The organism is Pseudomonas sp. LTJR-52 (assembly GCF_003691465.1).
Lineage (GTDB): Bacteria > Pseudomonadota > Gammaproteobacteria > Pseudomonadales > Pseudomonadaceae > Chryseomonas > Chryseomonas luteola.
Genome location: NZ_CP033105.1, coordinates 4,146,132 through 4,158,901, shown reverse-complemented (window position 1 = coordinate 4,158,901; position 12,770 = coordinate 4,146,132). Strand labels below are relative to the sequence as shown.

Below are 12,770 nucleotides of genomic sequence, written 5' to 3'. Positions count from 1 at the left end.
AGGCAGCTTCCAGCTTCGTCTTTTTAACAGCACCTGGCTTTAAGAGAGAGCGAAGATGGCTAAAGAATACACTCGTACTCAGCGCATCGGTGATCAGATGCAGCGTGAGTTAGCGCTTTTGATTCAGCGGGAAATTAAAGATCCTCGTCTGGGCCTGGTAACGATTACTGACGTCAATGTGGCGCGTGATCTTTCCCACGCCAAAGTATTTATTACTGTTTTGGGTAAAGATTCGTCTGAGGATATTGCCCAGAATTTAGGGATTCTGAATGAAGCCTCTGGCTTTTTGCGTCAGCAGTTAGGACGCGCAATGAAGCTTAGGACGATCCCGCAAATGCGCTTTCATTATGATGAGAGCATCCGTCGCGGAGCGGAACTGTCTGCGTTGATCGAGCGTGCAGTATCTGAAGATCGTCGTCACGAGGATGGAGAGTAAGCGTGGCGCAAGTGAAACGAATCCGTCGATCGGTTAACGGTATTCTGGTACTCGACAAGCCGCGAGGCCTGACCTCTAATGCGGCCCTGCAGAAGGTACGCTGGTTGCTTAATGCTGAAAAAGCGGGGCATACCGGTAGCCTTGATCCATTGGCAACAGGTGTTTTGCCGTTGTGCTTTGGTGAGGCAACAAAGTTCTCCCAGTATCTGCTTGATGCGGATAAAGGGTATGAAACGGTTATGCAGCTAGGTGTCACTACAACGACAGGTGATGCCGAGGGAGAAATCGTTGACCGTCGAGAGGTAAACCTTGACGCCTCGGCTGTAGAAGCAGCCCTGCCAGTGTTTCGAGGTGATATCCTACAGGTTCCGCCTATGTATTCGGCGCTGAAGCGAGACGGTCAGCCGCTCTATAAGCTGGCTCGTGCAGGCGAGGTGGTGGAGCGTGAACCGCGTTCTGTTACTATTAGCCGTCTCGAGCTGCTGGCGCTGACAACGGATCGCGCTACACTCGATGTGCACTGTAGCAAGGGCACCTACATTCGGTCCCTGGTCGAAGACTTAGGCCAGACGCTTGGTTGCGGAGCTCATGTAGCGGAACTACGCAGAACTCAGGCAGGCCCCTTCGCTCTGGCTCAGTCTGTAAGCCTTGAGGTGCTTGAAAAAGCGCACGAAGAAGGTGGTGCAGAAGCGTTGGATGCCTTCCTGCTCCCGGTTGATAGTGGTCTGGAGCACTGGCCGCTGCTACAACTGACCGAGCACACAGCCTACTATTGGTTGCATGGTCAGCCGGTGCGAGCGGCGAACGCGCCCAAATTTGGCTGGATGCGAGTACAGGATAATGAAGGTCGCTTCATCGGTATCGGTGAGGTGACTGACGACGGGCGTATTGCGCCGCGTCGTTTGGTTCGGTCGTAAGACTGATATGAGGGTGGCTGTTAACAGGCATGGTCATTCCTCTTCTCTAAACACGGGGGTAGTTCCCTCGGCCTGTTATATCTAGGAGCCCTATCATGGCACTTAGCGTTGAAGAAAAAGCCCAGATCGTTAACGACTACAAGCGCGGCGAAGGCGATACCGGTTCTCCGGAAGTGCAGGTTGCTCTGCTGTCTGCCAACATCGACAAGCTGCAGGGTCACTTCAAGGCCAACAGCAAGGACCACCACAGCCGTCGTGGTCTGATCCGTATGGTTAACCAGCGTCGTAAGCTGCTGGACTACCTGAAGGCCAAGGACACTACTCGTTACAGTGACCTGATCAGCCGTCTGGGCCTGCGTCGTTGATCACGATGCAAGCTGGACGCTAGTCGCTTAAAAGCTGGGGGTCGGCTATGCCGGTTTCCAGCTTTTTTGCTTCATGCGTCCCTGAGATCGCGCCGGGTCCGATACCCCGCCGCTCTCAAGATTTCCCCAAGGGCAATACAAGAAGGAAATACTGTGAATCCAGTAATTAAGACATTCAAATTCGGTCAGCAGACCGTAACCCTGGAGACGGGCCGTATTGCGCGTCAGGCCAGTGGTGCAGTACTTGTCAGTACTGAAGACGTTAGCGTTCTGGTCACTGTTGTGGGCGCCAAGTCTCCAGCAGAAGGCCGCGACTTCTTCCCGCTGTCTGTCCACTATCAGGAAAAGACGTATGCGGCAGGTCGTATCCCCGGTGGCTATTTCAAGCGTGAAGGTCGTCCAAGCGAAAAGGAAACATTGACCTCCCGCCTGATCGATCGCCCGATTCGTCCTCTATTCCCCGAAGGCTTCATGAACGAAGTACAGGTTGTCTGTACTGTAGTTTCTACCAACAAGAAGTCTGATCCGGATATTGCTGCCATGATCGGTACGTCTGCCGCTCTGGCTATTTCCGGCATTCCGTTCGCAGGCCCGATTGGTGCTGCACGCGTAGGGTTCCACCCAGAGCTGGGCTATATCATCAACCCAAGCTATGAGCAGCTTCAGAGTTCCAGCCTGGACATGGTTGTTGCAGGTACCTCTGACGCGGTTCTAATGGTTGAGTCCGAAGCGGACGAGCTGACTGAAGACCAGATGCTGGGCGCTGTACTGTTTGCCCATGAAGAGTTCCAGGTTGTCATCGAGGCAATCAAGGCATTTGCTGCTGAAGCAGGCAAGCCTACGTGGGACTGGCAAGCTCCGGTCGAGAACACAGCTTTGGTTAACCAGCTGCGTGCCGAATTTGGTGAGGCAATCTCTCAGGCTTATACCATTACCATCAAGCAGGACCGTTATGCGGCTCTGGGTGAGCTGCGCGATCAGGCTGTTGCTAAGTTTGCAGGTGAGGAAGAGGGTCAGTACAGTGCCGCCGAGGTCAAGGAAATTTTTGGCCTGCTGGAGTATCGCACTGTACGTGAGAACATCGTAGGCGGTAAGCCGCGTATCGATGGTCGTGATACCCGTACTGTTCGTCCGCTGAATATTGAAGTGGGTGTGCTGCCCAAGACTCACGGCTCCGCATTGTTTACGCGTGGTGAAACTCAGGCGCTGGTAGCGACTACCCTGGGTACTGCCCGCGATGCTCAGATCCTCGACATGCTGGAAGGCGAGCGCCGTGACACCTTTATGCTGCACTACAACTTCCCGCCTTTCTCGGTCGGTGAGTGCGGACGTATGGGTAGCCCAGGCCGCCGTGAAATCGGTCATGGCCGTCTGGCACGCCGTGGTGTGCAGGCTATGCTGCCTTCTCAGGAAGAGTTTCCTTACAGCATTCGTGTTGTTTCAGAGATCACTGAGTCAAACGGCTCAAGCTCCATGGCTTCTGTCTGCGGTGCCTCGTTGGCATTGATGGATGCTGGTGTTCCAGTTCGCGCTCCGGTTGCTGGGGTTGCGATGGGCCTGGTAAAGGAAGGCGACAGATTTGCTGTTCTGACCGATATTCTAGGTGATGAAGATCACCTCGGCGATATGGACTTCAAGGTGGCCGGTACTGACAAGGGCGTTACCGCTCTGCAGATGGACATTAAGATCAACGGTATTACCGAAGAGATCATGGAAGTCGCTCTGGCTCAGGCTCTGGAGGCTCGCCTCAACATCCTGTCCCAGATGAATCAGGTAATCGCCAAGCCGCGTGCAGAGCTGTCTGCCAATGCACCGACCATGATTGCCATGAAGATCGAGCCGGACAAGATCCGCGACGTCATCGGTAAAGGCGGCGCTGTTATTCGTGGTATCTGTGAAGAAACCAAGGCGTCGATCGACATCGAAGATGATGGCAGCGTCAAGATTTACGGCGAAACCCGTGAAGCTGCCGAAGCCGCCAAGCAGCGCGTTCTGGGTATTACTGCAGAAGCTGAAATCGGCAAGATCTACGTTGGTAAGGTCGAGCGTATTGTCGATTTCGGTGCGTTCGTAAATATCCTGCCTGGCAAAGATGGTCTGGTACACATTTCCCAGATCAGCGATCAGCGCATCGAAAAGGTTTCCGATGTACTGAAAGAAGGACAGGAAGTGAAGGTATTGGTATTGGACGTGGATAACCGCGGCCGTATCAAGCTCTCTATCAAGGATGTCGCAGCAGCTGAAGCTTCTGGCGCCTGATAGTTAGTAAGTTGAAAGCCCAGCCTTGGCTGGGCTTTTTTATGTCCGTTGTTCATGCAACTTGCATGTATTGCATGGACGATTTATTGCAATGTGCAACGATTTATTAAAAAGCCAAATCGTTAAGTTATTGATATTTAATAACTTTTTTGTGAGGCCGAGTTGGCATGCTGATTGCGATCATGATTAGTGCTAGCGCCAGGATACGGCGTACACTCAAAACAGGAGTCACACCATGAAGAAGACTTTCAGCCATTTCGCTCTTGCCGCCGCCGCTTTTACCGCTCTAAGCATGCCGTTTGCCGGAGGTGCGTTTGCTGCCACAAACCATCAAACGATGACGTTGGCCGCTAATGACAACGTGGAGAAGGCAGAGGAAACAGTTTCCGACACATGGATCACTGGAAAGGTGAAATCTTCTTTCCTTGCTGATGATCATATCAAAGGGACCGATATCAAGGTTGAGACCAACAAAGGTGTAGTCTCCCTTTCCGGTACCGTTGCGACAGACGCTCAGCGTGAGCTGGCTGTTGAAAAAGCAAAAAATATCAAAGGTGTTAAAGCCGTATCGGCTGATGGCTTGAAATCGGCCGAGTAATCTAAGGTGGCGGGCTTTGAAGCCCGCCACTTTTAGTATCTATGAGGTAAGTGCCATGTCTGGAAAAGCAGATGCCTTTGTGGATCTGATTGAAGTTTCTCGTAATGGCAGAACATTCTACGAGTCAGCGATCAATGCAGTGAGCAGTCCCCAGCTCAAAGCGTTGTTCTCTGAGATGGCTCAGATGAAAGCGGGTCTGGTTATCCTGTTAAGTAGCCAGACATCCTTGCATGGCAGGCAGCCTGCTAATGACAGTCTTTTTGTAAGCTCCTTTAAAGAGCTTTATGAACAGACCAGAGCTGCTCTGGCAGAAGCGGGGGATACCACCTATATTCAAGTGTTAGAGGAGTCTGAGGACCAGCTTCTCCACCTGCTGGAACAGGCCATACACGATATGCCCGAACTGGAAGCCAAGCCGCTGGTTCAGGAGCAGCTACAAAAAGCCAAACTGTGCCATGATCACCTTTTAGAGCTCAAGCTTCGCCTTAACGTGGCGTAATTATTGCCCGCGCTTGCTTTCAATCTTGAACAGCCGGTCGCCGCGAAACGTCAAATAGTGATACATGCCGTTCCATGGGCCATACACCCATTCTTCGACTTTAACGTCGCTACGTCTTCTGTAACTATCTACGACCTCAATGTAACCCAGGTTAGCACGGCTGCTGGGCCTTCCACATTTACGGTAAATTTCGCTGATATGGTCATCTGTATTGACCAGCTGACTACCGCATCGTAAGGACTCGGCATGAGCAGGCCACACTATGGTAGAGAGGATGAGCAGTACAGAGACTCGAAGAGCATTAAAGGGCATGAACAGGCTCTAATCACGTGTGAATTCGATGCTGACAAGCCGGTTGGCTTCAAATGTCAAAATGTAGGTTCCACCATTCCAGGGACCGTAAACCCATTCTTCCCGTGTCGATTCCCTACGACCATAGTCACCCTGCGTGTAGCCTATAAAATCTCGATGCGCAGGTTCGCCGCATTTCCGTTGTACCTCAAACGTACGGTCGCCCCGGTTAACCAAGTTACTGCCGCAGCGGAGCGTGTCACCTAGCGCCACCGAGGCGGAGAGCGCTAGTAATAGGGCTATGGCGGTTGTGGTGTATCTCATCTGCTGTCCTAGCTACTGCCAAGATGAAGTTGTGCCGCGATACGCCCATTATTGCCTTGCTGGCTTGTATTGACATCAATTAAATAAATACGGCCTTCCTCAAGCCCGGTCTTTTCTACGAGGTATTGCTTGATGTTTTGAGCACGCGCCTGTGCCAGTCGTCGCAGAAGCAGATCACTCGTTTTCCATGAATCAAGAATGGCGGCACTCAGACGCTGCTGCCGCTCGGTATCGCTCAGGTGTGTCCACTCGGCAGGCGGCTGTTGTTTAAGGCGGGTACGGTAAATCCCTTCTAGCAAGGCAGGTCGCATATCTTCCGGTACGGCAAGCTGGGTGGCATCTGCGGGAACCTTGTCGCCTCGCCGCTGCAGCAAATTGTAGTACTGTGTCTGGAATTCGCGCTCCAAGCGCTGCGCAGAAAGTGAAGGGCCGTCGATCTCAACCGCACTACGGCCTTCTACATCCAGTTGCAGCTGCGGACGCCTTTTTAGCGCCTGGGCCAGCGTATCGAGCGACTGACGCGCCTCACCCGTCAAGTTGACCGAGGCCGCTTCAAAGGGTATCTCGTTGAGATCCGTTTCTGCTCGACCTGCCAAGCCTGCCAGCATCTTGAAGGGCGATTGGACGGCCCTTGCAATGACGTTGCGCATCGTTTGCCAGATGATGGGCGCCACGCTGAAGTTAGGGTCGTTGAGGTTACCCGCGACAGGGAGAGTCAGGTCAATTCTGCCGTGGGAGTCCTTGAGTAGCGCAACCGCAAGCCTGACAGGCAGGTCGACGGCATCAGGGCTGTCAATCCGTTCACCTAGCTCAAGCTGATCCAATACCAGATGGTTTTGAGCATCCAGCTTGCTGTTGTCGATCCGGTAGTTGAGATCCAGGTCCAGGCGCCCTTTGCGGATGGCATAGCCGGCGAATTTTCCGGAATAGGGCGTAAGGGTTGTAAGTTCAACATGACGGAATGCTGCTGTCACGTTGAGTTTGTTGAGCGGATCCAGTGGGTTCAGACGACCTTTGATATTGACGGGTGCAAAGCGATCCACCTTGCCGGTCAGGCTTATTTCCGCCGGATCGGAGGCCTTTGTATCCAGCGTGCCGATCTGACCGTTCAGCTCCTGAATAGCCGTTATGAAGCTGGGCGTAAGGCTATAGTCTGCAAAATTGGCCGAGCCGTTAACGACATGAATACCGCCGATGTGCAGGGTTAGCGGAGTGGTGTTGTCAGGTGCTTCGTCTTTGGGTTGAGGAATCAGCAGCTGACGAAAGTTGGTGGTCAGGTCTTCGTTGATAATAAGACGGGCATAGGGACGCAGCAGGGTAATGTCATCAATGGCGAGACGCTGGCCATGCTCGTAGCTGATACCTTTGAGCGTAAGCGTTTGCCAGCGCAGGAAGTCACGCTGGCGCTGGGTATCTAGAGTATGTAGCTGGGTGAGCTGGGCCTGCCCGGTCACGGACAAGGCAAGAGGCGCTGTATCATGGAGGGAGAGGTTGATGTCGCTTGCCAGCATGCCGCTCCGCACTTCAAGGCGGATATAGGGAGCAATATAGGCTTGGGCCAGACGCAGGTCGATATCATTATTCACGATATGCAGGCGAGCGGTCACAGGATTCAATGTCAGCTCACCGCTAACCTCAAGCTGCCCATGTAGACCAACTTGAGCGTTGAGGTTGACCGTGGTCGGCATTTGGTCTGCCAGATCAAGGTTGGACAACGCCAGGTTGATGTCTTTTATGTCCAGACCTACAGGTGCTGAAGCGGCCAGGTCTTTCAGATGAAGGCGGCCGCCTTGTAGATCAGTCTTGCCAATGCTGATCTGCCAATTCGGTGCGTCGGGCAACGCCTCGGGTTGCTCTGGGAAGGTGAACAGCTTGGCCCAATCCAGCTGACCGTCCCGATCCCGAGAGACCCAGGCCTCCAAGTTTCGGGTCTCGAGCTTTCCCAGATGAATCTGGCGTTTGGTTAGGTCCAGTGTGGCATCGGCAATAGCGAGGTGGTTTAGATATATTTGTGGCGTGGCATTGACTGCTTTGCTGGAAAACTCATCAAGGCTCAGGCTGGTCTTGGACAGTTGTAGTTGAAAGGTTTTTCCTGTTTCGAGGTGGTACTGAGCATGCCCATTCAACCGACCCTTATCGAGTGAAAGCGGTAGCGCTTCGCTGACGTAGGCCCACCAGGGGGCCAGCGCAGCCTCCTTGAGTTCCAGGGAGCCATTAAGGGTGAAAGGGACCAGTTGGAGCGCTCCTTCGCTTGTGAGTGCACCATCCTGGCCTGCTTGGGCACTCAGGCTGTAGCGGCCTGGATTTCCTGTGCGGGTGCCGATGTTTTCCAGGGTCAGATCAATGGGGTTGAAACTGACTTCGACGGGCTGTTTGAGCTGTTGATCTCGGTAATGCACTTGGGCCCTCTGAAGGACAAGAGCATCGATGGTCAAGGGAAAGGGTGGCTCGGTTGCGTTTGCCGTAGGCTTGTCTTGAGGGTCGGAATCCTCAGGCGTTTTAAACAGCTCGGTAAGATTTAGCGTACCGTCTTTCTCGAGCGTGACGTCGACAACGGGCTCTTCCAGCTCCAGACGCGCCAGATGCGCTTCCCTTCGCCATAAGCTGTTCAGTTCAAGGTCAGCATAGAGGCGCTTGGCTGCCAAGACGGGGTGTTCGGGAGAACCAATGCGAAACCCCTTCAGTTCTACTTCAAATGTGAAGGGATTGAAGGTGATCTCATTAATCTGAGCAGGCTGCGTGGTGTAACGCGTCAACTGTTGGTTTGCAACGTGCAATGCAACGCGCGGGAGAATCAGAAAACCAAGCAGGCAATACAGCAGGAGGAGCGACAACACAATGGCGGCGCGTTTCAATGCTTTGGGCATGGCGTCTATCCATCAAGAGTGCTCTCCAGTATCGCACGTGCCGCTGTGGTGCCAACGGCAGCATGCGTAAAGCGTGATCGTTACAACTGTAAAATCAAGGTCTTAAGGGGCGGTTGGCCGTCAAAGGACGGGAAGTCCTCGTCTGGCGCGATAACCTGACAGTCACGTACCGGTCTTCCTTGTTTGCTGGCGCAGCGCAGGACAGACTCGCGCCATTCTGCCATGGAGACTTTGGCCAGGTTGTTACAGCACACCAGGGTGCCGTTTTCGGCAGTAGCTAGGAGCGCTGGTTTGAGCAGGCTTTGATAGTCACGCTGAAGGTCTACCGTTCCAAAGGCACTTTTGGCCCAAGCCGGTGGATCAAGAAACACAAGGTCGAATTGCTTTGGGTCCAGGCGAGGATAACTCGGCAAGCGCTGGCCTCGACGATGAGTGATAGGTAAGCCGGCTAGCTGGCGAATAGCGGGGAAATAGTCCGACTGAACGAACTGCATGGGCGGCAATGAAGGATTGAGAGTACCGTTTTCCTGACCTACAGCCAGATTGCGCGTAGCGAAGTCCAGATTCCAGACCTCCTGCGCTCCACCAGCCGCAGCGCAGAGTCCTACACCGCAGGTATAGGCAAAGAGATTCAGGACTGACTTGTCCTGGCTGTTCTGCTTGACCCAGCCTCGCGCGTTACGCAAATCAAGAAAGAGTAACGGGTCTTGGCCGGCATGGCGGCCCCGCACAAGATAGGTCAAGCCCCATTCGTGAGCGGCGGTGGCCTCCAGTGCATCTGGTTCGGTTGTATGGGCGGTGCTGCTTCGATCAATCCGGGAATTGCCTTGCGACCGGTCGTTATAAACGAGAAATAATTCCTGGCCCAAAAAACGCTGAACCTGTTGATGCAGTGCAAGGATTACGTCATTTTCAACAGGGGCGTGAAAGCTCTGAATCAGTAACTGCGGGCCGTACCGGTCGAGCGTAAGTCCTGCTGCTCCCTCCTGTGATCCATGAAACAGTCGATAGCAGTCCGTACCCTGGGTGTGGAGTCGTGCCAGGAGCGACTCACGGCGGGACAATGCTGCGTCCAGAGCGGAGAAAAGGGTTTGCATGGGCAGGCCTTGAAGCGAAGAGCAATAAAGGCGTACAGAATACAGATTATTGTGGGCTGCCGTGCGACCGATCAGGGCTTGTTGGGCTGACCCATGCGGCGGCGCGCCCGATGTGAGGAGCCGTTGCGAACCGCCCAGCGTAACAGGGGAGCTGTACGATTGACGCCGGCCCTTACCAGATGCCGCTCCGCGTGGCCGGGCAGAATATCCAGTTGCTGAGCGGCCCATTCGGGTAGCAGATCAATCCCTGCTCTCATGATCAGTGAACCGAATGGCTTGGCCAGCGCACTGGGGGCTGGGGCTGAGAGCAGGATCTGCGTAATCTCACGCGTACGTTCATCGCAGACCAGCTCTGGGCGCATCGTATTGAGGTAATGTTCGATTTCTATCCGTGATGCGGGGACTTGCTGGGCGCCTAGTTGCCTGGCAATCAGAGAAACTTCGCGGTAATAACGGTCCTGCTCCGCAAGAGAAAAGTGGGGATTGAAATAGCGAAGATAGGCTTTCAGGAAGCTGCTCACTTCCGCAACATGTACCCATGTCAAAAGATCAGGGTCATCGGCTGCGTAAGGGCGTCCATCCAGGGCAACTCCTTTGATATGGCTATGAATCATCCGGACTTTTTCGATCAACCGTTGTGCATCGGCCTGGTTGCCAAAGGTAGTGGCGGCAATGAATTGGCCGGTACGCCGTAATCGGCCCAGCATATCTTCTCGAAAGCGGGAGTGATCCCAGACACCTGCCAGTGCCAAGGGATGCAGCATTTGCAGAAGCAGGGCGGCGACCCCGCCGATCATCATGCAGGTAAAGTCACTGTGTACCTTCCAGCAGGCGGAATCAGGTCCGAACAGGCCAGGGTCCCCAGGTGGGTTTTCGTAATCGACTCCGCCCAGGCTTAGCCCGGTAAGGCTCATGACCTGACTTTCAATACGGCGTCGCAGGATTTCCATTACAGCCCCAAATGATGCTTCATCACGTAAAGCTTAATGGATAACGAGCCGCCAGACATCCAACGCTATGCCCGGCGGCGGTTTTACTCACTTTTTGGCTGCAAGATTCTGCCGATGCTCAATCAGCTCCTGCACGACGGAAGGATCAGCCAGGGTGGAGGTATCGCCCAGAGTGTCCAGCTCATCACAGGCAATCTTGCGCAGGATACGTCGCATGATCTTGCCAGAGCGTGTCTTGGGTAGCCGCGGCGCCCATTGGAGGAAGTCCGGTTTTGCAAAGCTGCCAATCTCGGAACTGACCTGAGCCAGCAGGCGCTTTTTCAGCTCATCCGTGGGTTGCACACCGCCCATTGGGGTGACAAATGCATAGACGCACTGGCCTTTCACATCATGGGGGCAGCCTACTACAGCGGCCTCGGCCACTTCGTCATGTAAAGCCAGCACGCTTTCTACTTCTGCCGTGCCGATCCGGTGGCCGGATACGTTGATTACGTCATCCACGCGGCCGGTAATCCAGTAATACCCATCTTCATCACGGCGGGCACCGTCACCGGTGAAATAGTAGCCGGGGTAGGCCTTGAAGTAGGTATCGATCATACGTTGATGATCGCCATAGATGCTTCGGATCTGGCTGGGCCAGCTGGCCTTGATAGCCAGAACACCTGCGGCAGGACCTTCGATCTCCTTGCCCTTGTCGTCCAGAAGAACAGGCTGAACGCCAAAGAAGGGGCGTGTAGCCGAGCCGGGCTTGAGGTCCGTTGCGCCAGGGAGCGGTGCGATCAGGATGCTGCCTGTTTCGGTCTGCCACCATGTGTCGACAATAGGGCAGCGCTTCTCACCTACGACGCGGTAGTACCATTCCCACGCTTCAGGGTTGATGGGTTCGCCTACACTACCCAGCAAGCGGAGGCTGGCGCGGGAGCTTTTGTGCACATGGGCGTCTCCCTCACGCATTAGCGCCCGAATGGCGGTAGGGGCTGTATAGAAGATGTTGACCTGATGCTTATCCACGACCTGCCAAAAGCGTGAGGCATCCGGATAACTGGGCATGCCTTCGTACATCAGCGTTGTTGCCCCATTGGCCAAGGGACCATAGACGATGTAACTGTGGCCGGTTACCCAGCCGACGTCCGCGGTGCACCAGAAGATCTCACCTTCGTGATAATCGAATACATACTTGAAGGTCATTGCAGAGCCCAGCAGGTAACCCCCGGTGGTATGCAATACCCCTTTGGGTTTACCGGTCGAGCCCGAGGTGTAGAGGATGAAGAGCGGATCTTCCGCATCCACCGGTTCGGCTGGACATTCATCACTGACGTTTTGCACGGCGTCGTGGTACCAAACGTCCCGACCTTCGGTCCATGCAATATTGCCCTTGGTGCGCTGTACTACGATCACGTTGGAAACATTCGGGCATGAGGCCAAGGCCTTATCCACATTGTTTTTGAGCGGGACACATTTGCCGCCGCGGGTCCCTTCATCGGCGGTAATGACGGTACGGCAATCGGCATCCAGGATACGGTCGCGCAGGGCATCGGGAGAAAAACCGCCAAACACCACGGAGTGGACCGCACCCAGCCGGGAGCAGGCCAGCATGGCATAGGCCGCTTCGGGAATCATGGGGAGATACAGGCACACACGGTCGCCTTTCTTGACGCCATGCGCTTTCAGAACGTTAGCCAGCCTGCAAACATTCTGGTGCAACTCACGGTAGGTGATCTTCTGGGAATCGGAGGGATTGTCGCCTTCCCAGATAATGGCGACCTGGTCCGCACGCTTGTCCAGATGGCGGTCGACACAGTTGTAGGACACATTCAGTTGACCACCCTTGAACCATGAGGCTTCACCCTTGGCCAGATCGCTATGGTGAACTTCATCCCACGGTTTGAACCAGTCAAGCATGGCTTTAGCCTGCTCACCCCAAAAGCGCTCAGGGTCTTCAATGGACTGGCGATAGAGACGCTCATAGCCTTCTTTATCCAGAAGGGCTTGCTTTTGCACTGCTTCGGGCACGGGGTAGCGATGGTGTTCCGACATGGCGGGCTCCTGTTGTGGTTGTTCTCCGCTTCCATCCACATTAGGCGCTATTTGGGCGATGGGGTTCAGCCAGGCGATAGAGTGTGTGTATTTCTGGCCGAAAGTCGTAGGTGAAAATAAAAAACGCCGC

General features: G+C 54.3%; 12 protein-coding genes. 6 read left to right on the top strand and 6 right to left on the bottom strand.

Annotated elements, in window-relative coordinates:
• Positions 1–55 precede the first annotated feature (55 nt).
• From rbfA to EAW52_RS19355, 6 genes are all read left to right on the top strand, one after another.
• Entirely contained in the window at positions 56–436 is a 381-nt protein-coding gene (gene rbfA, locus EAW52_RS19380; RefSeq protein WP_019366080.1) for a 30S ribosome-binding factor RbfA, read from the top strand.
• Between the two features lie 2 nt (positions 437–438).
• Entirely contained in the window at positions 439–1,353 is a 915-nt protein-coding gene (gene truB / locus EAW52_RS19375) for a tRNA pseudouridine(55) synthase TruB (protein ID WP_010796812.1), read from the top strand.
• A gap of 95 nt (positions 1,354–1,448) precedes the next feature.
• Positions 1,449–1,718: a 30S ribosomal protein S15 gene (rpsO, locus tag EAW52_RS19370; protein WP_010796813.1), complete on the top strand. Its 270-nt coding sequence runs from the start codon at positions 1,449–1,451 to the stop codon at positions 1,716–1,718.
• Positions 1,719–1,871: 153 nt separating this feature from the next.
• Complete coding sequence (pnp, locus tag EAW52_RS19365) at positions 1,872–3,977, top strand: polyribonucleotide nucleotidyltransferase (protein WP_122043665.1); 2,106 nt, start codon at positions 1,872–1,874, stop codon at positions 3,975–3,977.
• Positions 3,978–4,212: 235 nt separating this feature from the next.
• Positions 4,213–4,575, top strand: coding sequence for a BON domain-containing protein (locus EAW52_RS19360; RefSeq protein WP_019366077.1), 363 nt, complete (start codon positions 4,213–4,215; stop codon positions 4,573–4,575).
• A gap of 55 nt (positions 4,576–4,630) precedes the next feature.
• Entirely contained in the window at positions 4,631–5,074 is a 444-nt protein-coding gene (locus tag EAW52_RS19355) for a PA2169 family four-helix-bundle protein (RefSeq protein ID WP_122043663.1), read from the top strand.
• Here EAW52_RS19355 and EAW52_RS19350 read toward each other — a convergent pair whose 3' ends face one another.
• The 6 genes from EAW52_RS19350 to acs form a co-directional block, all read right to left on the bottom strand.
• A complete protein-coding gene (locus tag EAW52_RS19350; protein ID WP_019367431.1) occupies positions 5,075–5,386 on the bottom strand; it encodes a DUF2845 domain-containing protein in 312 nt (103 codons plus the stop codon).
• A 9-nt stretch (positions 5,387–5,395) separates the two neighbouring features.
• On the bottom strand, positions 5,396–5,689 hold the full coding sequence (locus tag EAW52_RS19345) for a DUF2845 domain-containing protein (RefSeq protein WP_010796818.1): 294 nt from the start codon (positions 5,687–5,689) through the stop codon (positions 5,396–5,398).
• Between the two features lie 8 nt (positions 5,690–5,697).
• Positions 5,698–8,556: a DUF748 domain-containing protein gene (locus tag EAW52_RS19340; protein WP_122043661.1), complete on the bottom strand. Its 2,859-nt coding sequence runs from the start codon at positions 8,554–8,556 to the stop codon at positions 5,698–5,700.
• Between the two features lie 80 nt (positions 8,557–8,636).
• Positions 8,637–9,653 (bottom strand): class I SAM-dependent rRNA methyltransferase, encoded by a 1,017-nt coding sequence (locus tag EAW52_RS19335; RefSeq protein ID WP_122043660.1) that lies wholly within the window; start codon positions 9,651–9,653, stop codon positions 8,637–8,639.
• A 71-nt stretch (positions 9,654–9,724) separates the two neighbouring features.
• Positions 9,725–10,603, bottom strand: a complete 879-nt coding sequence (locus EAW52_RS19330; protein WP_122043659.1) for an oxygenase MpaB family protein — start codon at positions 10,601–10,603, stop codon at positions 9,725–9,727.
• A gap of 87 nt (positions 10,604–10,690) precedes the next feature.
• Complete coding sequence (gene acs, locus EAW52_RS19325) at positions 10,691–12,640, bottom strand: acetate--CoA ligase (RefSeq protein ID WP_122043657.1); 1,950 nt, start codon at positions 12,638–12,640, stop codon at positions 10,691–10,693.
• Positions 12,641–12,770 lie beyond the last annotated feature (130 nt).